The organism is Streptomyces sp. NPDC037126, from assembly GCF_055605965.1.
This window is the reverse complement of record NZ_JBVJTD010000014.1, coordinates 111,514-133,665: the sequence shown is the minus strand read 5'-3', so window position 1 is coordinate 133,665 and position 22,152 is coordinate 111,514. Positions and strand designations below refer to the sequence as shown.

The 22,152-nt window shown below is 74.3% G+C and carries 25 protein-coding genes; 9 read left to right on the top strand and 16 right to left on the bottom strand.

Annotated features, from left to right (window positions below):
• Position 1 precedes the first annotated feature (1 nt).
• Complete coding sequence (locus ACZ7FF_RS27855; RefSeq protein ID WP_470815297.1) at positions 2–574, bottom strand: hypothetical protein; 573 nt, start codon at positions 572–574, stop codon at positions 2–4.
• Between the two features lie 47 nt (positions 575–621).
• Here ACZ7FF_RS27855 and ACZ7FF_RS27850 point away from each other — a divergent pair, with 47 nt between their 5' ends.
• Positions 622–1,299: a class I SAM-dependent methyltransferase gene (locus ACZ7FF_RS27850; protein WP_470815296.1), complete on the top strand. Its 678-nt coding sequence runs from the start codon at positions 622–624 to the stop codon at positions 1,297–1,299.
• A gap of 9 nt (positions 1,300–1,308) precedes the next feature.
• Here ACZ7FF_RS27850 and ACZ7FF_RS27845 read toward each other — a convergent pair whose 3' ends face one another.
• Genes ACZ7FF_RS27845 through ACZ7FF_RS27830 form a run of 4 tightly spaced genes read right to left on the bottom strand, consistent with a single transcriptional unit; the run spans position 1,309 to position 4,923 of the window.
• Positions 1,309–1,536, bottom strand: coding sequence for a hypothetical protein (locus tag ACZ7FF_RS27845; RefSeq protein WP_470815294.1), 228 nt, complete (start codon positions 1,534–1,536; stop codon positions 1,309–1,311).
• On the bottom strand, positions 1,533–3,020 hold the full coding sequence (locus tag ACZ7FF_RS27840; RefSeq protein ID WP_470815292.1) for a PTS transporter subunit EIIC: 1,488 nt from the start codon (positions 3,018–3,020) through the stop codon (positions 1,533–1,535). The genes ACZ7FF_RS27845 and ACZ7FF_RS27840 overlap by 4 nt, the downstream gene beginning before the upstream one ends.
• Before the next feature lie 16 nt (positions 3,021–3,036).
• On the bottom strand, positions 3,037–3,972 hold the full coding sequence (gene murQ / locus ACZ7FF_RS27835) for an N-acetylmuramic acid 6-phosphate etherase (RefSeq protein ID WP_470815291.1): 936 nt from the start codon (positions 3,970–3,972) through the stop codon (positions 3,037–3,039).
• Between the two features lie 45 nt (positions 3,973–4,017).
• A complete protein-coding gene (locus ACZ7FF_RS27830) occupies positions 4,018–4,923 on the bottom strand; it encodes a MurR/RpiR family transcriptional regulator (protein WP_470815289.1) in 906 nt (301 codons plus the stop codon).
• Positions 4,924–4,979: 56 nt separating this feature from the next.
• Here ACZ7FF_RS27830 and ACZ7FF_RS27825 point away from each other — a divergent pair, with 56 nt between their 5' ends.
• Together ACZ7FF_RS27825 and ACZ7FF_RS27820 are read left to right on the top strand one after the other, a co-directional pair.
• The gene (locus ACZ7FF_RS27825) at positions 4,980–5,363 is read left to right on the top strand and encodes a hypothetical protein (RefSeq protein WP_470815288.1); all 384 of its coding nucleotides are present in this window, start codon (positions 4,980–4,982) and stop codon (positions 5,361–5,363) included.
• Positions 5,364–5,370: 7 nt separating this feature from the next.
• Positions 5,371–5,649, top strand: a complete 279-nt coding sequence (locus ACZ7FF_RS27820; RefSeq protein ID WP_470815286.1) for a DUF4031 domain-containing protein — start codon at positions 5,371–5,373, stop codon at positions 5,647–5,649.
• Here ACZ7FF_RS27820 and ACZ7FF_RS27815 read toward each other — a convergent pair.
• Together ACZ7FF_RS27815 and ACZ7FF_RS27810 are read right to left on the bottom strand one after the other, a co-directional pair.
• On the bottom strand, positions 5,631–6,698 hold the full coding sequence (locus ACZ7FF_RS27815; RefSeq protein ID WP_470815284.1) for a GNAT family N-acetyltransferase: 1,068 nt from the start codon (positions 6,696–6,698) through the stop codon (positions 5,631–5,633). The genes ACZ7FF_RS27820 and ACZ7FF_RS27815 overlap by 19 nt on opposite strands.
• Positions 6,699–6,798: 100 nt before the next feature.
• Positions 6,799–7,443 (bottom strand): HD domain-containing protein, encoded by a 645-nt coding sequence (locus tag ACZ7FF_RS27810; RefSeq protein ID WP_470815282.1) that lies wholly within the window; start codon positions 7,441–7,443, stop codon positions 6,799–6,801.
• A 58-nt stretch (positions 7,444–7,501) separates the two neighbouring features.
• Here ACZ7FF_RS27810 and ACZ7FF_RS27805 point away from each other — a divergent pair, with 58 nt between their 5' ends.
• Together ACZ7FF_RS27805 and ACZ7FF_RS27800 are read left to right on the top strand one after the other, a co-directional pair.
• Positions 7,502–8,170, top strand: coding sequence for a maleylpyruvate isomerase family mycothiol-dependent enzyme (locus ACZ7FF_RS27805; protein ID WP_470815280.1), 669 nt, complete (start codon positions 7,502–7,504; stop codon positions 8,168–8,170).
• Between the two features lie 88 nt (positions 8,171–8,258).
• Complete coding sequence (locus ACZ7FF_RS27800; RefSeq protein ID WP_470815278.1) at positions 8,259–8,957, top strand: copper homeostasis protein CutC; 699 nt, start codon at positions 8,259–8,261, stop codon at positions 8,955–8,957.
• Here the strand turns inward: ACZ7FF_RS27800 and ACZ7FF_RS27795 are convergent.
• The 3 genes from ACZ7FF_RS27795 to ACZ7FF_RS27785 form a co-directional block, all read right to left on the bottom strand.
• Positions 8,954–10,138 carry an SPFH domain-containing protein gene (locus ACZ7FF_RS27795; protein ID WP_470815276.1) on the bottom strand — a complete coding sequence of 395 codons (1,185 nt, stop codon included), beginning with the start codon at positions 10,136–10,138 and terminating at the stop codon, positions 8,954–8,956. The genes ACZ7FF_RS27800 and ACZ7FF_RS27795 overlap by 4 nt on opposite strands.
• A gap of 13 nt (positions 10,139–10,151) precedes the next feature.
• Entirely contained in the window at positions 10,152–10,403 is a 252-nt protein-coding gene (locus ACZ7FF_RS27790) for a hypothetical protein (protein ID WP_470815274.1), read from the bottom strand.
• 115 nt (positions 10,404–10,518) lie between these two features.
• Positions 10,519–12,600 carry a HelD family protein gene (locus tag ACZ7FF_RS27785; RefSeq protein WP_470815272.1) on the bottom strand — a complete coding sequence of 694 codons (2,082 nt, stop codon included), beginning with the start codon at positions 12,598–12,600 and terminating at the stop codon, positions 10,519–10,521.
• Positions 12,601–12,940: 340 nt separating this feature from the next.
• Here ACZ7FF_RS27785 and ACZ7FF_RS27780 point away from each other — a divergent pair, with 340 nt between their 5' ends.
• Complete coding sequence (locus ACZ7FF_RS27780) at positions 12,941–13,123, top strand: hypothetical protein (protein ID WP_470815270.1); 183 nt, start codon at positions 12,941–12,943, stop codon at positions 13,121–13,123.
• Positions 13,124–13,160: 37 nt separating this feature from the next.
• Here the strand turns inward: ACZ7FF_RS27780 and ACZ7FF_RS27775 are convergent, their stop codons facing one another.
• Positions 13,161–14,804 carry a DNA repair helicase XPB gene (locus ACZ7FF_RS27775; protein WP_470815268.1) on the bottom strand — a complete coding sequence of 548 codons (1,644 nt, stop codon included), beginning with the start codon at positions 14,802–14,804 and terminating at the stop codon, positions 13,161–13,163.
• A 109-nt stretch (positions 14,805–14,913) separates the two neighbouring features.
• The gene (locus ACZ7FF_RS27770) at positions 14,914–17,445 is read right to left on the bottom strand and encodes a helicase-associated domain-containing protein (RefSeq protein ID WP_470815266.1); all 2,532 of its coding nucleotides are present in this window, start codon (positions 17,443–17,445) and stop codon (positions 14,914–14,916) included.
• Positions 17,446–17,555: 110 nt separating this feature from the next.
• Between ACZ7FF_RS27770 and ACZ7FF_RS27765 the strand changes: the two genes are divergently transcribed.
• Both ACZ7FF_RS27765 and ACZ7FF_RS27760 read left to right on the top strand, forming a co-directional pair.
• Positions 17,556–18,638, top strand: coding sequence for a hypothetical protein (locus ACZ7FF_RS27765; RefSeq protein WP_470815264.1), 1,083 nt, complete (start codon positions 17,556–17,558; stop codon positions 18,636–18,638).
• Positions 18,639–18,675: 37 nt separating this feature from the next.
• Positions 18,676–19,311 carry an HAD family hydrolase gene (locus tag ACZ7FF_RS27760; protein ID WP_470815262.1) on the top strand — a complete coding sequence of 212 codons (636 nt, stop codon included), beginning with the start codon at positions 18,676–18,678 and terminating at the stop codon, positions 19,309–19,311.
• Here the strand turns inward: ACZ7FF_RS27760 and ACZ7FF_RS27755 are convergent.
• Positions 19,281–19,538 carry a hypothetical protein gene (locus ACZ7FF_RS27755; protein ID WP_470815260.1) on the bottom strand — a complete coding sequence of 86 codons (258 nt, stop codon included), beginning with the start codon at positions 19,536–19,538 and terminating at the stop codon, positions 19,281–19,283. The genes ACZ7FF_RS27760 and ACZ7FF_RS27755 overlap by 31 nt on opposite strands.
• Positions 19,539–19,703: 165 nt before the next feature.
• Between ACZ7FF_RS27755 and ACZ7FF_RS27750 the strand changes: the two genes are divergently transcribed.
• A complete protein-coding gene (locus tag ACZ7FF_RS27750) occupies positions 19,704–20,087 on the top strand; it encodes a cold-shock protein (protein ID WP_453409642.1) in 384 nt (127 codons plus the stop codon).
• Positions 20,088–20,094: 7 nt separating this feature from the next.
• Here the strand turns inward: ACZ7FF_RS27750 and ACZ7FF_RS27745 are convergent, their stop codons facing one another.
• From ACZ7FF_RS27745 to ACZ7FF_RS27735, 3 genes are read right to left on the bottom strand one after another with little or no spacing between them, the layout of a single operon-like run.
• The gene (locus ACZ7FF_RS27745) at positions 20,095–20,958 is read right to left on the bottom strand and encodes a 1,4-dihydroxy-6-naphthoate synthase (RefSeq protein ID WP_470815258.1); all 864 of its coding nucleotides are present in this window, start codon (positions 20,956–20,958) and stop codon (positions 20,095–20,097) included.
• Positions 20,939–21,694 carry a futalosine hydrolase gene (locus ACZ7FF_RS27740; protein ID WP_470815256.1) on the bottom strand — a complete coding sequence of 252 codons (756 nt, stop codon included), beginning with the start codon at positions 21,692–21,694 and terminating at the stop codon, positions 20,939–20,941. Before ACZ7FF_RS27740 ends, ACZ7FF_RS27745 begins: the two co-directional genes overlap by 20 nt.
• Complete coding sequence (locus ACZ7FF_RS27735; RefSeq protein ID WP_470815254.1) at positions 21,667–22,140, bottom strand: DUF2771 domain-containing protein; 474 nt, start codon at positions 22,138–22,140, stop codon at positions 21,667–21,669. Before ACZ7FF_RS27735 ends, ACZ7FF_RS27740 begins: the two co-directional genes overlap by 28 nt.
• Between the last annotated feature and the right edge of the window lie 12 nt (positions 22,141–22,152).

Below are 22,152 nucleotides of genomic sequence, written 5' to 3'. Positions count from 1 at the left end.
CCTAGAGGTTCCCCATCGGCTCGATGTCGACCCGCACCGGCGTCCCCCACACCCGCAGCACCTCGTAGTCGGTGAACTCGTGCACGAGCCGGTACGCCATGGCGGGCCGGGGCCCCCGGCGCTGGGCGGCGAGATAGGCCTCGGCCTCGCGCCGGTCCCGCCTCGGCGTCCCGCACAGCTGCCACTCCTGCCCGTTCCACAGCTCCGGCAGCCAGCGCTGCTGGGGCTGCGGCCGGTCGGCACGGACGCCGTACCGGGAGGGGGCGGTGGCCACGGGCTCGGCGGACCGGTCCCTGCCGCTCTGGTACTCCGAGCGGCGGGCGGCGCGGCGCCGGGTCTCGCAGAGCAGGCAGAGGTCCGGGGCGCTCTCGTCGACCGGCCCCTGCGGATGCTCGGGGCACCGGGTGCTCGACGCGCCGGAGGAGACGCTCTCGTCCAGCAGGTCGAGCGCCCTGCGCAGATCGGCCTTGATCTCGTGCAGCCGGGCGTCCGGGGTGTCGGCGGTCAGGGCCTCGCCGTGCTCCCCGAGGAGCCGGAGGGCCCGTCCGAGAGCGGCGAGCTGGGGGTGGTTCATGGTCAGCCTGCGTAGTCCATCGGTTCGTGTATGTCCAGTGTGAGGATGTGACCATGCTGCCGCACCGGCTGCTCGCCGCGCTCAGCCGCTTCAACACCGCTCACCCCTGGGACCACAACGCCCACTACCACCGCTGGCTGCTGCGGCGGCTGCCCCGCCGCTTCGGCAGCGCGCTGGACGTGGGGTGCGGCAGCGGTGACCTGGTGCGGCTGCTGGCCGGGCGCGGGGAGCGGGTGCTGGGCGTCGACGCGGACGCCGGGATCCTGGAGCGGGCGAGGGAGCTGACGGGTCCGGCACCCCGCGTCGGCTACGCCCTCGCGAAGGCCCCGGACGGCCTGCCCCCGGGACCGTACGACGTCATCACCTGTGTCGCCGTGCTCCACCACCTGCCCCTCGGGGAGACCCTCGTCCGGCTGCGCGGGGAGCTGGCGCCGGGCGGCACGCTGGCCGTCGTCGGCTGTTCCCGGGCCGCGGGCCCCGCCGACCACGCGCTCGGGCTGGTGTCCGTACCACTCAACGCGCTCACCGGTTGGATGAAGAACCGGGGGCGGCCCGCGGCCCGGCGGCCCGTGTCCATGACCGCCCCCGTCCGTGAGCCCGGCATGTCCTTCGACGAGATCGCCCGCGAGGCCCGGTCGCTGCTGCCCGGGGCGCGGCTGCGGCGGCGGCTCTTCTGGCGGTACACCCTCGTGTGGCGGGCACCGGCTCGGCCCCCGCGGACGTGAGCCCGGCGTTCAGCCGCGGTGGCGCAGCAGGCTTCCGTCGCCGCACACATGGGCGGCGCCGGTCACCGGCAGCGGGGCCACGGCCTTGAGCACGGGAAGCACCGCCTGGTCCCCGGCGCACCGCGCGGTGGCGGTGGCCGTCCAGTGGCCGTCGCCGTGACCGGCCGCGTGGGCGGGGGCGGCCAGGGCTGCGGCGGAGGCGGTGAGGGCGGCGGCGGTCAGGAGCATCTTCATCATGCCCGGGGCAACGAGGCGGCCGGGCGCCGCGTCACGCGGCCGCGGCCACTCGGGGGGCGGCGGGCGAAGCCGAAGACGTAGGTCGCCACGAAGCCGACGGCATAACCGGTGAGCAGGCCGCCCGCGTAGATCGCCGCCGTCACCCCCGGGCCCCGGTTCCCCGCCAGCAGCGGGAACAGGGCCCAGCCCGAGGGCCCGATCGCCGTCGCGCCCACCCTGGTGCCCAGCATGGCGAAGCAGCCGACGAACGCCCCGCCCGCCGCGCCGCCCGCGCACGCGGTCAGGAACGGCCTGCCGAGGGGCAGCGAGACGCCGTAGATCAGGGGCTCGCCGACGCCCAGCAGCCCGGCCGGGAGGGCCGACCTGATCGTCGTGCGCAGGGAGACGTCGTGGCGCAGCCGGACGTAGACCGCGAGGGCCGCGCCGACCTGGCCGGCGCCCGCCATGGCCAGCAGGGGGAGCAGGACGGTGTAGCCCTGCTGCTCGATCAGGGTGGTGTGGATGGGGATCAGGGCCTGGTGCAGGCCCAGCATGACCAGCGGGAGGAAGAGGCCGCCGAGGACGAGGCCGGCAAGTGCCCCGGTGGTCGCGAGGAGCCAGTTCGCCGCCGTGCCGATCGCCTCGGCCACCACGCCGGCCGCGTACATCAGGCCGTACAGCGTGACCAGGCCGGAGACCAGGACGGTGACCGTCGGGGTGAGCAGGACATCCAGGGCGCCCGGGACCCGGCCCCGGCACCACTTCTCCACCCGGGTGGCGAGGAAGGCCGCCGCGAGCGCGCCGAGCACCCCGCCCTGCCCGGGCACGAGGTGCACCCCGAACGCCGTCACCTTCGCCACGCCCGGGTACACCACCACGGCCGCCACCGCCCCGCCCAGCACGGGGGTGCCGCCGAACTCCTTCGCCGTGTTGTGGCCGACGAACACCGCGATCAGCGCCATGAAGGCGGAGGCGACGGCCGACAGGGCGGGGGTGAGGCCGGGGAGCAGGCCGGTGTTCACCAGCAGGCCGTTCAGCCCCGCGAGGACGCCGCAGCCGATCAGGGCGGGGATGAGCGGCACGAAGACGTTCGCGACGCGGCGCAGGGCGGCCTTGAGGGGCGTCGCGTTGCGCAGCCGCTGTTCCTGCCGGATCCGGGCACCCCGGTCGGCGGTGGTCTCGTTCGCCGGGTCCGCCGCCGGACCTTCGGCCGTGGCCGCCGCCGGAACCTCCACCGGACCCCGCGCCCAGTTCGTCACCTGTGTCTCCACCTTCGCGGTGACCTCGGCGACCGCTCCGGGGCCGAGCACGATCTGGCAGGCGGGGCCGTCGCTCACCACGCCGAGGACCCAGGGCAGGGTCTTCAGACCCTGCGTGTCCACCGCGCCCGGGTCGGCGAGGCCGAGCCGCAGCCGGGTCATGCAGTGGGCCACGGAGGTGATGTTGGCCGGGCCGCCGACCCGGGCGAGGATCGCGGTCGCGGTGGAGGCGGGGTCGTTGCGCACGCCCCGAGCGTGCGGGTCAGCGGGGTGCGTGCGCCAGCGCGGCACGCAGATGGCCGCCGGACTCCTCCAGAAGGCGGGCGGCCGTCGGGCCGTCGACCCCGGCGAGCAGGACCAGGATCGCGTTCTTCACATCGCCGCCGGACTCGGTGAGGGCCCGCTCGACCTCCTCGTCGCCCGCGCCCGTGGCCAGCGCCACGATCCGGCGGGAGCGGGCCCGGAGCTTGTCGTTGGAGGCGCGGACGTCGACCATCAGGTTCCCGAACGTCTTGCCGAGCCGGATCATCGTGATGGTCGACAGCATGTTCAGGACCAGCTTCTGGGCCGTGCCCGCCTTCAGCCGGGTGGAGCCGGTGATCAGCTCGGGACCCACGACGACCTCGATGCCGTGCTCGGCGGCGGCCGCGAGCGCGCTGTGCTCGTTGCAGGCCAGACCGATGGTCAGGGCGCCCAGCGCGCGGGCGTGTTCGACGGCGCCGACGGCGTAGGGGGTGCGGCCGGAGGCCGAGACGCCGACCACGGTGTCGTCGGGGGTGAGCTTCAGGGCGTCGAGGTCCCGCCAGGCCAGCTCGCGGGAGTCCTCCGCGCCCTCGACGGAGGTGACCATCGCCTCGGCGCCGCCCGCGATCAGGCCGACGACCCGTTCGGGATCGGTGTTGAAGGTGGGCGGGCACTCGGAGGCGTCCAGCACGCCGAGCCGGCCGGCGGTGCCGGCACCGGCGTAGACGAGCCGGCCGCCGCGGGCCATCCGCTCGGCCACGGCGTCGACCGCGGCGGCGATCCGGGGGAGCTGGGCGGCCACGGCGCCGGGCACGCCCGCGTCCTCGCCGTTCATCAGCCGGGCGATGTCGAGAGTGGGCAGGCGGTCGATGCCGGCGAGTTCGGGCCGGAAGGCCTCGGTGGTCAGGGACGCCAGCTGGCTGCGCAGGTCGTGGGAGGTGTCAGGGGAGGTCATGGGGGGTGGTTCTCTCCGATTCAGGTGCCGTTCGCGTGGTTTCACTCACCTGGAGCTGGTGCGGTGCCGGTGCGCCAGCGCCTCGTACGACGCGGCCAGCGCGGGCGCCGCCGTCTCGTACGTCCGCTGGGCCACTCCCACGAACAGGCAGTCCACCACGAGCAGTTGGCTGGTCCGCGAGGACATCGCGGCCGGCCGCAGCTCGGTCTCCCGTGAGGTGGACGTGGTCAGTACGTGGTCGGCGTACTGGGTGACCGGTGAGTCCGGCCGGCCGGTGATGGCCACCGTCGTCGCGCCGTGCTCGAACGCGGCCCGTAGCGGCTCGATGACGTCCCCCGTCGAGCCGGAGTGGGTGATCGCGATCGCCACGTCACCCGAGCGGAGCTGCACGGCGTTGGTCACCGCCAGGTGCGGATCGCTGTGCGCGTGGGCTATGAGCCCTATGCGCAGCAGCTTCTGGGTGAGGTCCTGGGCGACGAGCCCGGACGCCCCTATGCCGTACACGTCGGTGCGCCGCGCACCGGCCAGCGCGGTGACCGCGGCGCCGAGCTGGGCGGTGTCGAGTCCGGCGGCGGTGTCGGCGAGGGTCTGCTGTTCCTCGCAGGCCAGCTTGGTGACGACGTCGGCGATGGGGTCGTCCACGGCGATGTCGGTGGTGATGGCGGGCGCTCGTCCGGACTGCTGCTGCGCGGCGAGCCCGGCGAGGGCGAGGCGCAGGTCCCGGTAGCCCGGGTAGCCGAGCAGCCGGGCGGTGCGCACCACGGTGGCCTCGCTGGTGCCGGTGAGTTCGGCGAGGCCGGTGACCGTCAGGGCGGCGCAGCCGGCCGGGTCGCTCGCGACGGCCTCGGCGACGCGTTGCATGGACCGGGTCATGGACGGGGCGAGGGTGCGCACCTTGGCGGCGAGCGAGCCGCCGGGACTGCCGAAAATTTCCTTCACGTCCTGGGTCACCAGTGAAAGATATTTTCGGTTCGGTGTCCGGGTCAAGAGTGCGCACAATGGGTTGCATGGAGCCCATCAGTCCCCTTGAACAGGCCTTGCACGCGGCGCGTGCCCTGGTCCTGGCCGATCTGGTCGCGGGTGAGGCAGCGGAGGCGGACGTGGTCTCGCTGGTCGAGGACGCCGTGGCCGGGCGGCGCTGGTGGGTGGAGCAGTGGCCGGACGGCGCGGCCTATGTGGCCGGGCTGGTCGCGCAGGACGTCCAGGACGCGCTGCTGGACCGCTACGGCCGCTGGCCGCTGTGCCCGGTGTGCGGCGCGGGCGACCCGCACGCGCTGGACGTGGAGCCCGAACTGGGGCCCCACCCGCACTGGGTGTGCCACAAGGCGGGCGTGAAGGTCGCGGCGGTGGGTGCGCTGGGGTCGGCCACGGGCGGGACGCCGTCCTCGTGAGGCGCCCGTGACGGTGTACATCGACCCGCCCGCCTGGCCCGGGCACGGGCGCATGTGGTCGCACCTGGTGAGCGACGTGTCGTACGACGAACTCCACCTGTTCGCGGCGGACCTGGGCGTGCCCCGGCGGGCCTTCGAGCGCGACCACTACGACGTTCCCTCGCACCGCTACGCCGACGCGGTGGCCGCCGGCGCGGTGGAGGTGAGCAGCCGCGAGGTGGTGCGGCTGCTGCGGGCCTCGGGACTGCGCCGGCGCAAGCGGTGGGCTCAGCCGCGCAGTTCGTAGGCGACGAGCTTCTCGTCCGCGGACACCTCCCGGAATCCGGCCCGGGTGACCACGGCACGGGAGGGCGCGTTGTCCAGGTCGATCTTCGCGACGAGCGTCTTCACGTCGTCGCGGTCCAGCGCCCAGCGGGCCAGCGCGCGCAGCGCCTCGGTGGCGTAGCCCCGGCCCCGGGCGGCCTCGACGAGGTCGTAGCCGATCTCCACGGAGCCGTCCTCGTCCGGCGCGCCGTGGAAGCCCATGGCGCCGACCGCGCGGCCGTCCTCCGTGCGGACCAGCACGAAGACGTTGAACTCGGGCCGGTGCACGCCCGCTTCGTACGCCTTCACCAGCAGCCCGGCGGCGTCCCGCGTGCCCTCGAAGGGGCCGTCCCCGACCCAGTCGAAGCCGCCGTCGCCGCCGAGGCGCAGATCGCGGGCGGCGGCCGGGCGCAGACCGGTGAGGGTGAGGCGTTCGGCGGGGATGACGAGGTTGTTGTGCCAGCGCCACCCGGTGACCGGGGCGCGTCCGGGCAGTTCGCCGCGGCCGGTCGCCCACAGCAGGGTCGGCCAGGGCGCGGGCCCGGGTTGCACGTGCGGGAACAGCCAGGTCAGGACGGCCTCGGCGAGCTCCGCCGGCGGCTCGTAGGAGAGCCCGAGGCCCGCGGTCATGTCGTGGGTGTGCAGCAGCACCTCGGCGACGCCCATCGCGGCGAAGCCCTCGCGGTCGGCGCTGCGGAACGGGTAGGGGTGGAAGGCGCGGACGCCGGGCGGCGCGGTGCGCACGGCGGCGGCGAGCAGGGCGCCGGTCGTCTCGATGACGTGCAGGACGCCGGTGTTGTCGGTGCCCTCGTCGAGGGTCAGCTCGAAGGGCACGTAGGCGTCCTGGGCGCGCCCGGCCAGATTGGCGGCGTAGGCGATGAGGTCGTCGGCGACATGGACCGCGGTGGCGCGGCAGTCCCACTCCAGCCCCCCGGCCGGGACCTCCGTCCAGTCCCGTTCCACCGCCGCCCGCAGCGCCCCCGTGCAGCTCGCCACGGCCTCGGTCACATGGTCCCCGTTTATCGGTCGCATGGGCGAACCCTAGGGGTGCGAACGCCCCGGGGCGACGGTATTTCCCGCCCGGGCGGCGAGACTTCGCGGGCACCGCACGGGGGCGGGGGAGGCCGGCGCGTCAGGCGGACAGCATCTCCAGTTCCGAGGAGAGGTTGTAGCGGGCGGTGGCCTCCCAGTGCTCGCGCCCGTGCGGGGTGTGGAACAGGCTCGGCAGGGCGAGGAGTTGACGCAGAACGGCCGAACGGCCCTCGCGGAAGGCGTCGTTCGGGACGAAGTGGTACTCCTCGCGGACCTTGGCGGTGTAGACGGCGTACGCCGACGGGGGCGCGGCCAGGATCGCGAGGTCCGCGTCGCACAGCACCTGCCCGTCGCGGTCGTCGCCGGCCGGGTCGTGCGTGACGGTCAGCCGGACCAGCCGGGCCACCTCGGCCGCCTTGCCCTCCGGCACGCCGGCCTCGGGCAGGGCACGCTCGGCGAGCCGTGCCGACCGCTCCTCGTTCTCCGACCGCTCGGGCAGGTAGACGGCGTCGTGGAACCAGGCGGCCAGCCGCACCACGTCCGGGTCGGCCGCGTACTCCGCCAGTTCGTCGACGCGGTCGAGGACCGCGGTGAGGTGGGCCGCGTCGTGGTAGTGCCGCTGCGGCTCCTGCCAGCGGGCGAGCAGGTTGTCGGCGTACGGGGCGGGGTCCGGGCCGCCGCCGGGGGCGCGGGCCGCCTCCAGGGCACGGGCGAAGCGGAGGCGGAGGGCGTCGAGGTCGGCCATGCGGCCATTCTCGCGCGTGCCGCGGACGGCCGGGCGGCGGCGCCCTTAGCGTGGGCCCATGACTGATCTCCACGAGGGACGGGACCCCGAACTCCCCGGACGGCTCCTGACGATCGAACGGGACGCCCTGATACCGCTGCTGCGCTCACGCCCCGACGCGGACTTCGCGCTGCCGACCGCCGCGTGCCCCGGCTGGTCCGTGCGGGACGTGCTGGCGCACTGCTCCGCCGCGCTGATCCGGGTGGTGGAGCGGCGGTTCGAGAAGGGCGTCTTCAGCCCCGAGTCCAATGACCGGGACATCGCCGAGCGCGCGGAGTGGACCAACGCGCGGGTGGTGGACGAGCTGGAGCGCGGGATGACCGAGGCGGGGCCGGTGATCGCGCGGTCCGGCGGGGTGCTGGACATGGTCGCGCTGGGGGAGTGGGTGCACGCCGGGGACGTGCGGGAGGTGTTCGAGGAGCCGGGCGCGTACGCGGGCGCGGGCCTGCCGCACGCGCTCGCGCTGCTGGCGTGGCTCACCCGGGAGCGGGGGCACCTGTCCCTGCACGCGGACCTGGACGACCTGGACGAGCCGCTGCGGCTGGGCGCGCCGTCCGAGCAGGGCCCGCCCGCGCGGTACATCGGCGACGCCGCCACCCTCGTACGCCTGTACTCGGGGCGCCCGCTGAACGGGCGCGCCTACGAGCTGGCGGGTGCGACGGAGGGGGAGCTGAACCTCTTCGGGTGAGTGCCGCCCCGGCCGGCCGCGGCACAGGCGTACTCTTGAATTGGACTAGACCTGTAGCTGGACCTGTAGCCGCGATGAATGGGGTGCCATGAGCAAGCGTGCAGTCCTGGAGGTGATCGCGCTCGACGCCGAGGACGCGGTCGCCGCCCAGGCGGGAGGCGCGGATCGGCTGGAGCTGGTCACCGAGATGGCGGCCGACGGACTCACCCCGGCCGCTGCCACGGTCGCCCGTGTCCGCGCCGCCGTCGACATCGACCTGCGCGTGATGATCCGCCTGGCGGACGGGTTCGCGGCCGGTGACGTGGCGCGTCTGGTCCGGGTGGCGGGCGAGCTGCGGGAGTCCGGCGCCGACCAGTTCGTCCTCGGGTTCCTCGACGGGGACGGCGAGGTGGACCTGGCCGCGGTGGAGCGGGTCGTCGGCGCCCTGGACGGCTGCAGCTGGACCTTCCACCGCGCCATCGACCGGGCCGCCGACCGCGACGCCCTGCGCAGGCGGCTCGCCGGCCTGCCCGGCCTCGACACCTACCTCACCGCCGGCTCGGCCGCCGGTGTGGACGAGGGCCTGGGAACCCTGGTGGCCGAGACCTGCCGGCGCGGCGAACCGGGCTACGACCAGACGATCCTGGTCGGCGGCGGCCTCCGCCTGGAGCACGTCCCGGCGCTGCGCACCGCCGGCATCGACGCCTTCCACATCGGCGGCGCGGCCCGGCCACAGGGGTGGCACGGGCCGGTGTCGGAGGCCGCCGTGAAGGAGTGGCGCAGGGTGCTGGACGAGCCGGCCGGCTAGTCGACGTCCACCGGGCCGTCGTCCGACTTCCTGTCCTTGCCCGAGCGCAGCTGGAGCAGACCGTTGCCCCGGTTCTCCTCGGGGTGGCGGTCGGCGCCGTCCTGGCCGCCCAGGTTCTGCCGGACCGAGTCGAGGATCGTCAGGCCCTGGGACACCAGGCCCGCGGCGATCTCGCCGAGACCGTCCGCGCCGTTCAGGACGTTGACGTTGGCGCCGGCCAGACCGCCCGCGGCCTCCTTCACGATCTGCGGGAGCTGGTCGATCAGCATCCGGTCGAGCGCGACCCGGTCGTAGGAGGCGGCCGCCTCCGCCTGGATCTTCATGCGCTGTGCCTCCGCGGCGGCGAGGATCCTGACCCGCTCGGCCTCGGCCTCCGCGGGCTTCACGACCTCCGACACCAGCTGCCTCTGCCGCAGCTCGGCCTGGCGCTTGGCCAGCTCCGTCTGGGCGGCCAGCACCTCCTGCTGGGCGTGCGCCTGCGCCAGCGGTCCGGCCTGCGCGGCGTGCGCCTGGGCGCGGTCCACCTCGGCGGAGTACTCCGCCTTGACGACGGCGGTCTGCCGGGCGTATTCGGCCTGCTTGCGGGCCGCCTCCTGTTCCGCCTCGACCGCGGCCTGCGTGGCCTGTGCCTGGGCGATCTGGGCCTGCCGCTGGATGGCCGCCTTGTGCGGGGCGGACATCGCGGCGATGTAACCGGTGTCGCCGTCGTCGATCGACTGGATCTGCAGCGAGTCGACGATCAGGCCGATCTTCGCCATCTCCACCTTCGAGGTGTCGAGGACCTCGGCGGCGAGCTTCTGCCGCTCGGTGACGATCTCCTCGACCGTCATCGAGCCGATGATCGCCCGCAGGTGGCCCGCGAAGATCCGGCCGGTGAGGACCGACATCTGGTCCTGGTCGGAGAGGAAGCGCTGGCCCGCGTTGATGATGCTCTCGTGGTCGTTGCCGACCTTGAAGGCGATGACCGCGCGGACGTGCAGGGCGATGCCCTGCTTGGTCACGCAGGTCTCGGTGACCTCCGACTCGCACATCGCGAGGGAGAGGAAGCGGGTCTTGCGGAAGAACGGGACGACGAACTTGCCGTGCCCCGTCACCACTCGGAACGGCGCGCCCCCCAGTCCCCGCCGACCGCCCGAGATCAACATCGCCTCGTCGGGCGCGGGTACGCGGTATCCGAACATTTTCTTGTACTCCTCAGCAGGCGCCGGCGGCGTCTCCGCCGAGCGCGTCCAATGGATCCACCCACTCGATGACGCCGATCTCCCGGCATCCCCGTGATTCGATCACGAGCACCGTCGCCCCGGGTGGCAGGGGATTCTCCGACCAGGCGAGGAAGGTCTCGGAGCCGCCCCTGACCCGCACCAGCACCTCGCCGGGACCGGCGGTCCCCCGGGTTCCGATGAGCACCTTCCCCGTGCAGCCGATCACGGCCTCGTCCTGCGGCATCACCGGCCGTCCTCCTCGCCCTGGCCTCAGGATTCAGACGATAGTCCCCGTGGGGCCGGGGACCAACGGGCGGGAGGCCCCGGAGTGGACGGCCGCGCCGCGCCCGGTGGACCGGTCAGGCGGAGCCCGGGGCCAGCCGGCCGGGCAGCGGCGCCGCGTGCGTCACGATCAGGCCCGACACCGCCCGGGTCAGGGCCACGTACAGCCGCCGCAGCCCGGTCCGCTCGTCCGGCTCGCCGTCCACCACCGCCTGCGGCTCGTCCAGGACCACGTAGTCGTACTCCAGGCCCTTGGCGAGCGAGGCCGGCACCAGGGTCAGCCGGGTATCGCGGGTCGTCTCCTCGCCGGGCGCGAGACATGCGATGCCCGCCGCCGTCAGCGCCTCGGCCAGCGCCGGGATCCGGGCGTCGGCGGCGATGAGGCCCGTCGAACCCTCGTTGCGCAGCAACTGCGCGCACGCGGCAACGACTTCGTCCGCCGAGACGGCTTCACGGACCTCGAAGAAGCCCGGGTTCTCCCGGACGGAGGCGACCGGCGTCAGGCCGGGGGCGATGTGCGGAAGGAGGCGGGAGGCGTAGGAGATGACGTCCGTGGGGACACGGAAGCCCGCGGTCAGCTCCTCGACGACCCCGTCCGTCTTGCCCAGGTGGGCCAGCGCCTCGTCCCAGCTCCGCGTCGCCCACGGCGTCGTGCCCTGCGCCAGGTCGCCGAGGACCGTCGCGCTGCCCGTGGTGCAGCGGCGCCCCACCGCCCGGTACTGCATCGGCGACAGGTCCTGCGCCTCGTCCAGGACCACGTGCCCGAGCGAGTGCGTGCGCTGGATCAGGTCGGCCGCCTCGTCGATCAGCACCGCGTCCGCGGCCGACCAGCGGGCCGACTTCACGCTGCGCACCGGCTTCGCCCACAGGATCGTCTTCTGCTCGTCCTCGTCGAGGACGCCCGCCGCGTGCTCGGCGAGGAAGTCCGCCTCGGTGAGCAGCCGCAGCACGAGCTTCGCCGGGTCGACGGCCGGCCAGGCCGCCTTCACGGCCGCCTTGACCGCGCTGTTGCGCGCCACCGCGTCCTGGACCCGGTCGTCCGGGGCCTCCCCGGCCCGCTCCATCTGCACCAGCACCGCGTGCGCGATCCGCTGCGGCAGGGCCTCGCGGGCGGCGCCGTACCGGATGTCCCGCTCCAGCAACTGCCTGACCAGATCCTCCAGTTCGTATGCCGCCACCCGCCAGCGCCGCGAGCCGCGGACGACGACGACCGGTTCCGTCGGCACGGTCACGTGGGAGTACAGGGCCCGGCGCAGCACCCGCGCCATCCGGGCGTCGCCCTTGACGACCGCGGCCGCCGCGTCGTCCACCGCGCGCACCTCCACGTGCGCGACCAGGTCGTCCACGGTGGCCTGCCGCACGCTCAGCTCGCCGAGCGCCGGGAGGACCTGCTCGATGTAGTGCAGGAAGGACCGGTTCGGTCCGATGACCAGCGTGCCGGTGCGGGCGAGCCGCTCCCGGTGCGCGTACAGCAGGTAGGCGACCCGGTGCAGGCCGACGGCGGTCTTCCCGGTGCCGGGCCCGCCCTGCACGCAGACGGTGCCGCCGAGCCCGCTGCGGACGATCTCGTCCTGCTCGGGCTGGATGGTGGCGACGATGTCCCGCATCGGGCCGACGCGCGGCCGCTCGATCTCCTGCTGGAGCAGCTTGCTGGCACCGGCCGCCTCGGCGGGGTCGGAGAGGTGCTCGTCCTCGTACGCGGTCAGGTCGCCGCCGGTGTAGCCGAAGCGGCGGCGCAGCCCGACGTCCATCGCGTCCCGCTTCGACGCCCGGTAGAACGGCTGCGAGACCGGCGCACGCCAGTCGATGACCATGGGGTCGCCGCTCGCGTCGTGCACATGCCGCCGCCCGATGTAGAACCGCTCGCCACCGGCCCCCTCCGCACGCTCCGCCCCCGGCTCGTGGAGGTAGTCGAGCCGGCCGAAGAACAGCGGGGTGTCGCTGAGGTCCGCGAGCGCCTTGATGCGGTCGTCGATCTGGCGGGCGAGCACTTCGGCGTTGACCCAGTTCGCGGTGACGTCCTTGATGTCCAGCGACTCCACGTCCTCGCGCATGGCGCGCAGGGCGGAGCGGGACGCGGCGAGGTGGGAGCGCTCGCGGGCCAGGGGATCGTCGAGGGGCGCGTCGTGCGGGTCGGTCAGGGGGTCGCGGGCGGGCATGGACAAGGGGGTGCCTCCGGTAGACCTGCTGGGTGGCTACGACGATGCCGCCCGGTTTCCGACCGGGCGACGGCACTCCGCTGAGGGGAGGCGGGCAAGAGCGGAGATTCTAGGCGAGAGGGCGCAGCGGGGGCCAATGAATTTCCCGGCGCCTCTTCCCGCCCTTTTTTCCGCGTCCTCTTCCCGGTCCCCGTCTCCGCCTCCGCCCCCACGCGTCCCCTAGGGGAAAGGGACTGGGCGGAGTAGGGGTCCGTGTCCATCCAGGGGCGCACACGGAGCCGTCCCGGATTGGCTCCGGGGACCGATGCGGGACAGGGGTGTGAAGTTCCACCATGGAGACATGAGCGCAGCAACCATCTCCTCCGTCCCCGTCCATCCCCCGACCGGAGCCACGGCCGTCGACGGCGCCCCCCGCCACCTCCTCGGCAGCGCCCTGCGCGCGATCAAGGTGTTCGCGGAGGCGGCGTTCGGCGTGGTCGTCCTCGGCGAGTACGGCGAGGAGACGGGCATACGCCGCAAGTGACGGCACCCCGCCCGCTCCTCGGCGGCACCCGCCGGCCTCACCCCTCGGAGAGGACCTCGTCCGCGTCCACGATCCGGTAGGCGTAGCCCTGTTCGGCCAGGAAGCGCTGCCGGTGGGCGGCGAAGTCCTGGTCGATGGTGTCGCGGGCCACGACCGAGTAGAAGTGGGCCTGGTGGCCGTCGGCCTTGGGCCGCAGGACGCGGCCGAGGCGCTGGGCCTCCTCCTGGCGGGAGCCGAAGGTGCCGGACACCTGGATGGCGACCGTGGCCTCGGGCAGGTCGATGGAGAAGTTGGCCACCTTCGACACCACCAGCACGCTGATCTCGCCCTCGCGGAAGGCGTCGAAGAGCTTCTCGCGCTGCGCGTTGGAGGTCTCGCCCTTGATCACCGGGGCGTCCAGGTGCTCGCCCAGCTCGTCGAGCTGGTCGATGTACTGGCCGATGACGAGGATCTGCTGGCCCGCGAAGCGGCGGACCAGGGCCTCGGTGACCTTCCGCTTGGTGGCCGTGGTGGCGCAGAAGCGGTACTTCTCCTCCGTCTCGGCCGTCGCGTACGCCAGCCGCTCGGAGTCCGTCAGGTTCACCCGGACCTCGACGCAGTCCGCGGGCGCGATGTAGCCCTGCGCCTCGATCTCCTTCCAGGGCGCGTCGAACCGCTTCGGCCCGATCAGCGAGAACACGTCCGACTCGCGGCCGTCCTCACGCACCAGCGTCGCGGTCAGGCCCAGCCGCCGCCGCGCCTGCAGATCGGCGGTGAACTTGAAGACGGGAGCCGGCAGCAGATGCACCTCGTCGTAGAGGATCAGGCCCCAGTCGCGGGAGTCGAAGAGCTCCAGGTGCGGGTAGACGCCCTTCCGCCTGGTCGTCAGCACCTGGTAGGTGGCGATGGTGACCGGGCGGATCTCCTTGCGCGTGCCGCTGTACTCGCCGATCTCGTCCTCGGTCAGCGACGTCCGCTTCACCAGCTCGTGCTTCCACTGCCGCGCGGAGACGGTGTTGGTGACGAGGATCAGGGTGGTCGACTTCGCCTCGGCCATGGAGGCGGCGCCGACCAGCGTCTTGCCCGCACCGCAGGGCAGGACCACGACACCGCTGCCGCCGTGCCAGAAGTTCTCCACGGCCTGCTTCTGGTACGGCCGCAGCGCCCAGCCGTCCTCGCGCAGCTCGATGGGGTGCGCCTCGCCGTCCACGTATCCGGCGAGGTCCTCGGCCGGCCAGCCGAGCTTCAGCAGCACCTGCTTGATCTGCCCGCGCTCGGAGGGGTGCACCACGACGGTGTCCGGGTCGATCCGGGCGCCGACCAGCGGGGCGATCCGCTTGGACTTCAGGACCTCCTCGAGCACGGGCCGGTCGGTCGTGCTGAGGACGAGTCCGTGCGCGGGGTGCTTGCTGAGGGAGAGGCGGCCGTAGCGGTCCATCGTCTCGGCGATGTCCACGAGCAGCGCGTGCGGCACCGGATAGCGGCTGTACTGCACCAGCGCGTCCACGACCTGCTCGGCGTCGTGCCCGGCGGCCCGCGCGTTCCACAGGCCGAGCGGGGTCACCCGGTAGGTGTGGATGTGCTCGGGCGCCCGCTCCAGCTCGGCGAACGGGGCGATGGCACGCCGGCAGTCGTCCGCCCGCTCGTGGTCGACCTCCAGGAGCAGGGTCTTGTCGGACTGGACGATCAGTGGACCATTCACGCGCGGCACACCCTTTCGGACAACGGCCTTTCGACAACGGCCAAACGTCCAGTCTGCCCTATCCGCCGACGATCAGGGCGGGAGCCGCCCGGGGGCCCGGGGGCTCCCGTCAGTCCCCGGCCAGCTCGGCGACCCCGGTGATGCGGTGCAGCGGGTAGGTCCGCACCTCGTCCGCGGTGTGGTCGTACGCGGTCACGAAGCCGCCCTCGACCCGGATCGGGGCGATGACCCGCTGGCTGGCGGCGCCCTCGGCGTTGACGTAGCCGATCCACAGCGAGTCGCCGGTGAGGACGGCGGCCTGCACGGTGGCCAGGGTCTCTGCGGAGGAGGTGCGGGGCAGCTCCCCGCCCGCCAGGGAGGTCCCGGCGGGCTTGCGGGGGGCGGTGGCGGCCAGGTCACCGGCCCGGATCGCGCGGATCGCGGCCGTGAGCAGCGTGGAGTCGGGCGGCGGCGGCCCGTCCGGGACCGGCTCGGGCGCGGTCCGGGGCGGGGTGCGGTGGGCGTGCGCGCGGGTGATCAGGACGTCGCCCTCGGCGGACTCGGCGGCGGGCGCGTAGCCCATCGCGCGCAGCCCCTCCAGCAGCGTCGCCGGGTCGCACTGGGCGGCCAGCACGGTCGGGGCCAGGCGGCGCAGCCGCAGGGCCGAGCCCCGCTTGTCGGCGAGGATCTCGTTCAGCAGGGTGTCGTCGTCGCAGCGCACGTACGCCGAGGCGGCGCCCACCCGCAGATGGCCGTGCCTGCGCGCCACGTCGTCGATCAGGTACGCGAGCGGCTGCGGGACCGGGGTGCGGGAGTGCTGGGCGAGGAAGGCGTGCAGGTCGGCCGCGGCACGGCCGGCGTCCAGGGCGCGGCGCACCGAGGCCGGGGTGAAGCGGTACACGGTCGCGCCGCCCTTGGACTCCACGTCCGCGAGCACGCCCAGCATGTCGGCGAGGGGGCGCTGCAGCGGGCCCGGGGCCACCGCCGTCAGGTCGGCCTGCAGCAGGACGTGGTCCAGGGGTTCGGGGAGCAGGGGGGCGAGGAGCCGGGCAGCGGCGGCGGCCGCCACCGCCTGCTCGGCCGGGCCGAGGGGCGCGGGCTCGGCGGGCGGGCGGTGGTGGACGGGGAGCTTCGCGCCCGGTCCGGCGGGCTCGTCCGGGTCGGCGGGTGCGGGCGCCGGCGCGCCGAGCAGCGCGCGCCCCTGGGCGGACAGGGCGCCCCGCCCGGTCACGCCGAGCAGCTCCGCCTCGGACAGGGTCCAGCGGGCGAGCCGGGTGCGCAGGTCGTCGCCGCCCTCCGCCTGCGGGCCGCGCAGGGGCCGTTCCCAGCGCAGCCGGGCCAGCACCGACTCATGGTCCGGGGCCGCGCCCGACGGGAGCCCGGCCAGCAGGGTCAGCACCCGGTGCCGTACCTCGGGCGCGGCCGAGCGGTCCAGCCCCGGGCCGAGCGCGGAGAGCGTGCGGTCCTTCGCGTCCCGGCCGCCGACCAGTCCCGAGGTGCGGGTGGCCGCCAGCCAGGCCTCGGCGAGCCGGGCCCAGCGCTCGGCGGGCGGCTGGTCGACCCACTCGTCGTAGGCGGGGGTGGCCGCGTACCGCTCGTCGGCCTCGCCGTCGGAGGCCAGCAGGCCCGCCGCGTACGCCAGCTCGGTCCAGAAGGCGGCGACCGGCTCGGACACGTCCAGGGCGACGGCGGTCCGCTTGAGGTCGCGGACGCTGAGGCCCCCGGCGCGCAGCACGGCCGGGCCGCCCTCGTCCCAGTCCTTCAGCAGCTCCTCGATGGTGGCGAGCGCGGTGTACGCCTGTCCGGCCGCCGTCGCGTCCACAACCTGTGGATGGTGGATCGCGGCCGGCTCCACGGCAGGCGGCAGCGGCTCGGGCTCCCGGTGGGCGCGGCCCTCGCGCAGATGCAGGGCGACCTCGCGGGGCAGCACGACCGTGCCCGGACCGATCGGCAGCAGCAGCCCCCGGTCGAGCAGCCAGCGCAGATGCGCGGCCGGCTCCGGGGTGACCTGCCCGTACGGCGGCCCCCACACCAGCCGGGACAGCACCTCCCGGGAGGCCTCCGGGGCCTCGGCGAGCAGCCGGGCCATCTTCTTCCGGGCGGTGAACAGCCCGGTCAGCGCGGCGGCGGCCGACACCGGGTCATGGGTCGAGGACAGCCCGGCCGTGGCGACGATGTCCTGGATCCGCCCCGGGGACATGCCCGAGGTGGCCTCCTGCACGGTGGGCCCGAGCCCCGTCGGGGAGGGGTGCTGCGCGGAGGGCGCGAGCAGTTCGCGGGCGGTGCGGACCAGGCGCAGCCGCTCGTCGTCGCCCCACACCAGCGCCTGCTCGCGCAGGGTGCCGAGGGCGCGGGGGAGCGCGGCGGCCACCGCCTCCTCGCCGGCGTCCCCGGCCATCAGACCGAGCAGTGTGGCGTACGACGCCGGGTCCGCGGCCACGGCCAGCGCCTCCGCGGTCTGCAGCGCGAACCGGTCCAGCCGCTCCAGGGCGCGCAGCACGGAGGCACGGGTGCCGGCCCGGGTGGCCAGCTGGGTCAGGTCGGTCGGGACGGGCGTGATGAGGTCCGGGCGGCTGCGCAGCAGCACGGCCAGGGAGGCGTCGTCCCTGGCGCGGAGCGCTTCCGCGAGGGACCGAGGGGCTGGGTTGGCCTCTTGGCTCATCCGGCCAACGGTAGCGGGTTACCTCCGCCGGTTCAGCCGTGGCGGGTGCGGCCCGGCTCTGCGCTACCGTCCTCACGGGGTTTCAGTCGGCGTCACCCCGGAGGGGTTCCGTGGGGATCGAGAGCGACCAGGTCGTCTACGAGTATCTGAGCCGCGTCGGAGACATCGCTCACCAGCGGCAGCTGCCGTCGGCCGCGCGGATGCGGCTGGTGTCGGAGCTGCGCAACGAGATCGACCGCAGCCGGGCCGGGGCGACGGTGGACAGTCCCGCGGCCGTCCGCCGCATCCTGGAGCGCCTCGGCACCCCGGACGAGGTGGTCGAGGCGGCGGGCGGCACCGCGGGCGGCGCGGCCACCGCGGGTCCCGGGCGAGCGCGGGCCGCCGTGCCCGTGCAGCCCGCCCCCCGGGGGCCCGGGCCGGAGCCGGCCGACGAGGAGCGGCCCAAGGGGCTGCGGCGTGTCGTGCCGCGCCCGCGCTCCGCCGAGAAGCGCCCTGAGCCGCCCGCACCGGGCGCCGCCCCGTCCCCGCCGCACCTCGCCGCCGCGCACGAGCTCGGGGACGCCGACGCGGGGCCCGACTGGTGGCGGGTGGCCGGCGGCCCCCTCCCCGGCACCTTCCACGACGCCGATCCGGTGCCCGGGTTCGTCGGCGGGGTGGAGATCCCCGACCTGCTCAAACGGCCGCCGCACGAGACGGAGAAGAAGACCGAGGACCCGCCGGCCGAGACGGCGGGCGCCGGGACCGAGGCCGCGCCCCCGCGTCGCCGGCGCCTGTTCTCCCGCCGGAGCCCCGCTCCGGAGGTCGCGCCCGTCGAGGTCCCGGTGCCCACCCGGCGCCTCCTCCCCGGGCCCGCCACCGGCTGGTCCAACCCCCTGCTGCTGCTCGCCGCCGCCGCGCTGGTCGCCGGGGCCGTGCTCGGCAACTGGTTCGCGCTGCTCGGCGGCTGGCTGATCGCCTACGGCTCCCGGCGCCTGACTCCGGCGGAGAGCAAGTGGGCCGTCCTGGTCCTGCCCGGCACCGCGGCCGCGGCGGGCCTGGTGTGGCTCTGGGGCCGGGAGAACGGCCGCTGGGGCACCCCGATCGCGCACGGCCACATGAGCGACGCCCTCGCCCAGACCTGGCCCTGGGTGGTCCGCGGCGCCGCCGTGGCCTCGGCCCTGTACCTGGTGTGGCGCTCACAGCGCAGGGGCTGAACCACCGGCCGCCGGGCCGTCGTACCCACCCGGCAGAATGACCCCCATGGCCTCCCTCACCGTCGGTTTCGACCTCGACATGACCCTCATAGACTCCAGGCCGGGCATCCGCGCCTGCTACGTCGCGCTGTCGGAGCGGACGGGGACCCACATCGACGCCGACCTGGCGGTGACCCGGCTCGGGCCGCCGCTCGCGGAGGAGCTGGGCAACTGGTTCCCCGCCGAGCTGGTGCCCGAGATGACCGCCCTGTACCGGGAGCTGTACCCGGCCCTGGCCGTCGCCGCCTCCCCCGCCATGCGGGGCGCCCGGGAGGCGATCGAGGCGGTGCGGGCGGCCGGCGGGCGGACGATGGTGGTCACGGCGAAGTACGAGCCGAGCGCCAGGCTGCACCTCGCCCACCTGGGCATCGAGCCGGACGTGCTGGTGGGCGACCTGTGGGCCGAGCAGAAGGCCGTGGCGCTGCGCGAGCACGGCGCGGGCGTGTACGTCGGCGACCACACCGGGGACGTGCGCGGGGCCCGCACGGCGGGCGCGCTGTCGGTCGCCGTGGCGACCGGCCCCTGCCCCGCCGGCGAGCTGCGCGCGGCCGGGGCGGACGTGGTCCTGGACGACCTGTCCGCCTTCCCGGCGTGGCTCGCGGGCTACCGCGAGGCCGAGGCGCTGCGCGCCTGACGCCGCCCGGCGGCGATCGAACGCAGCACACCCGCGCCGGCGACGAGGAAGCCGACACCCATGAGCATGCTCAGTCCGTACATGTAGGTCGGAAACGGCTTGGCGCCGAGGAACAGCGGAACCATCGTGACCAGGGTGGCCAGGGCTCCGATGAAGAACACGACGGCACCGGCACGGATCAGTCCGTCACCGGGCCCGGCGGAATTCGTTTGGGTTTTGTCACGCACCGGACCAGGGTAGTTCCCTGCCCGAGAGAACGACCGGGGGACGTCTTGTCACCCGGTCGAAGACCATTAGCCTTGGTAGCGGCGGGTCGTGGTCGACCCGCTCTAGTGCTATCAAGAGCCGTTTCCCCAGCAGTTTTCCCGACGAGTACGAGGACGAGGACAGACGTGCCTACCGGCAAGGTCAAGTGGTTCAACAGCGAGAAAGGCTTCGGCTTTCTCTCCCGCGACGACGGCGGTGACGTCTTCGTCCATTCCTCGGTTCTCCCCGCCGGAGTCGATGCGCTCAAGCCGGGACAGCGTGTGGAGTTCGGCGTCGTCGCCGGTCAGCGCGGTGACCAGGCGCTGTCGGTGGTCGTGCTCGACCCGACCCCGTCGGTCGCCGCGGCCCAGCGCAAGAAGCCGGACGAGCTGGCCTCGATCGTGCAGGACCTGACGACCCTCCTCGAGAACATCACGCCGATGCTCGAGAAGGGCCGCTACCCGGAGAAGACCTCGGGCAAGAAGATCGCCGGCCTGCTGCGCGCGGTCGCCGACCAGCTGGACGTCTGAACGGCCGTCAGGGAAACGCGAGCGCGTCCGGGCCGAGGGGTGGCACCAGCCCCTCGGCCGCGGCGCGGGTGAGCAGGCCGCGGACCGCGGCGTAGCCGTCCTCGCCGAGGCCGGCCGTGAACTCGTTCACGTAGAGCCCGATGTGCTGGTCGGCGACGGCCGGGTCCATCTCCTGCGCGTGCGCCATGACGTACGGCCGGGAGGCCTCCGGGTCGTCCCAGGCGGCCCGCACGGAGGCGCGGACGGACTCGGCGAGCCGCGTCAGCGCCGGTCCGCCCAGCGAGCGCTTGGCGACGATCGCGCCCAGCGGGATCGGCAGCCCGGTGGTGCGCTCCCAGTGCTCGCCCATGTCGGCGAGCTTGTGCAGCCCGTAGTTCCGGTACGTGAAGCGGGCCTCGTGGATCACCAGCCCCGCGTCCACCTTGCCGTCCCGCACGGCCGGCATGATCTCGTGGAACGGCATGACCACGATCTCCCCGACCCCGCCGGACAGGGTGTCCGCCGCCCAGAGGCGGAACAGCAGGTAGGCGGTCGACCGCTCGCTCGGCACCGCCACCGTGCGGCCCGCGAGGTCGGCGCCCGCCTCCCGCGTGAGCACGAGCGGCCCGCAGCCCCGGCCGAGCGCGCCGCCGCAGGGCAGCAGCGCGTACTCGTCGAGGACGTACGGCAGGACCGCGTACGACACCTTGAGCACGTCGAACTCACCGCGCTCGGCCATGCCGTTGGTGATGTCGATGTCGGCGAAGGTCACGTCCAGCGCGGGCGCGTCCGGGACGCGGCCGTGGGCGAGGGCGTCGAAGACGAACGTGTCGTTGGGGCAGGGCGAGTAGGCGATCCGCAGCGGTCGGCTCTCAGGGCTCAGTGGGCTCATGTGGGTTCCAACTCTCCAATGCGGGCGCGAGCTTCCCGAAGGCCACGGTGAGGGCGGCGAGGGCGTCGCCGATGCGCCAGGCGGCGCGGTCGCGCGGGCCGACCGGGTTGGAGACGGCGCGGATCTCCAGGACGGGCACCCGCTGGGCGCCGGCCGCCTCCGCGACCCCGAAGCCCTCCATGCCCTCGGCGAGCGCCCGGGGGTGCCGGGCGCGCAGTTCGGCGGCGCGGGCCGCGGTGCCGGTGACGGTCGAGACGGTGAGGACGGTGCCGGTACGGGCCCCGACGGCCTCGGACACGACCCGTACGAGTGATTCCGGCGGGCGACGGGTGACGGTCCCGAACCCGAGTTCGGTGACCGGGAGGAAGCCGTCGGCGGTCTCGGCGCCCAGATCCGCCACGGTGATCGCGTCGGCGACGACGAGCGAGCCGACGGGCGCCCCGGGGGCGAAGCCGCCGCCGATCCCGGCCGAGACGACCAGGCCGTAGGGGGCCCCGGCGAGCGCGGCCGCGGTGAGGGCGGCGGCGGTGGAGGCGGCGGCGAGGGCCGGGCCGACCCCGGCGGCGAGCAGGTCGACACCCGAGGCCGTGCGCAGCAGGGGCGCGCCCGGCAGCGGCACCTCGCCGGTCGGGCCCGGGAACGCCCGCGCCACCGCGTCCCGTTCGGCGGGTACCGCGGTGGCGACGAGAACGCGGGCGGACGTCGTGATCAGGCCTTCTTGAGCTTGAACGACCACACGCCCTTGGCCGGGCTGCTGCCCATCTGGATCAGGACCGTGTTGGTGTCGCCCTCGGTGCCGTACTGCGAGTTGAAGAACGCGCTGCTCGGGATCGTCCGGTACGTCTCCTTGCTGGTGTCGGTGAACTGGCGGCCGTTCACCAGGAGGATCCAGCCGGCGTCCGCGATCTTCGGGTCGACGCCGATGCGGACCGTCTGGTCCTGGCCCACCGTGATCGTCTTCGCCTCGTTGGCCTTCTTGGCGCACGAGACCAGCGACTTGGCGTCCAGCGCGTTGCCGTCGTTGTAGCAGACCGCCTCGGAGTTGACCGAGTCCCGGCCGATGGTGATCGTCGCGACGGGCGTGGGCTTCTCGCAGGCGGACAGAACGAGCAGTCCGGCGGAAACGGCGCCGGCGGCGGCGACGGCGCGGCGGCGTCGCACAGCGGATTGCAGCGTGGTCATGGCCGAAGGCTA

Bases quoted from the DNA above. Each gene is read 5' to 3' on its own strand.
- ACZ7FF_RS27855 (WP_470815297.1), bottom strand. From the start codon at position 574: ATGAACCACCCCCAGCTCGCCGCTCTCGGACGGGCCCTCCGGCTCCTC.
- ACZ7FF_RS27845 (WP_470815294.1), bottom strand. From the start codon at position 1,536: ATGATGAAGATGCTCCTGACCGCCGCCGCCCTCACCGCCTCCGCCGCA.
- murQ (WP_470815291.1), bottom strand. From the start codon at position 3,972: ATGACCTCCCCTGACACCTCCCACGACCTGCGCAGCCAGCTGGCGTCC.
- ACZ7FF_RS27825 (WP_470815288.1), top strand. From the start codon at position 4,980: ATGGAGCCCATCAGTCCCCTTGAACAGGCCTTGCACGCGGCGCGTGCC.
- ACZ7FF_RS27815 (WP_470815284.1), bottom strand. From the start codon at position 6,698: ATGCGACCGATAAACGGGGACCATGTGACCGAGGCCGTGGCGAGCTGC.
- ACZ7FF_RS27810 (WP_470815282.1), bottom strand. From the start codon at position 7,443: ATGGCCGACCTCGACGCCCTCCGCCTCCGCTTCGCCCGTGCCCTGGAG.
- ACZ7FF_RS27805 (WP_470815280.1), top strand. From the start codon at position 7,502: ATGACTGATCTCCACGAGGGACGGGACCCCGAACTCCCCGGACGGCTC.
- ACZ7FF_RS27800 (WP_470815278.1), top strand. From the start codon at position 8,259: ATGAGCAAGCGTGCAGTCCTGGAGGTGATCGCGCTCGACGCCGAGGAC.
- ACZ7FF_RS27795 (WP_470815276.1), bottom strand. From the start codon at position 10,138: ATGTTCGGATACCGCGTACCCGCGCCCGACGAGGCGATGTTGATCTCG.
- ACZ7FF_RS27790 (WP_470815274.1), bottom strand. From the start codon at position 10,403: ATGCCGCAGGACGAGGCCGTGATCGGCTGCACGGGGAAGGTGCTCATC.
- ACZ7FF_RS27785 (WP_470815272.1), bottom strand. From the start codon at position 12,600: ATGCCCGCCCGCGACCCCCTGACCGACCCGCACGACGCGCCCCTCGAC.
- ACZ7FF_RS27780 (WP_470815270.1), top strand. From the start codon at position 12,941: ATGAGCGCAGCAACCATCTCCTCCGTCCCCGTCCATCCCCCGACCGGA.
- ACZ7FF_RS27770 (WP_470815266.1), bottom strand. From the start codon at position 17,445: ATGAGCCAAGAGGCCAACCCAGCCCCTCGGTCCCTCGCGGAAGCGCTC.
- ACZ7FF_RS27760 (WP_470815262.1), top strand. From the start codon at position 18,676: ATGACCCCCATGGCCTCCCTCACCGTCGGTTTCGACCTCGACATGACC.
- ACZ7FF_RS27745 (WP_470815258.1), bottom strand. From the start codon at position 20,958: ATGAGCCCACTGAGCCCTGAGAGCCGACCGCTGCGGATCGCCTACTCG.
- ACZ7FF_RS27735 (WP_470815254.1), bottom strand. From the start codon at position 22,140: ATGACCACGCTGCAATCCGCTGTGCGACGCCGCCGCGCCGTCGCCGCC.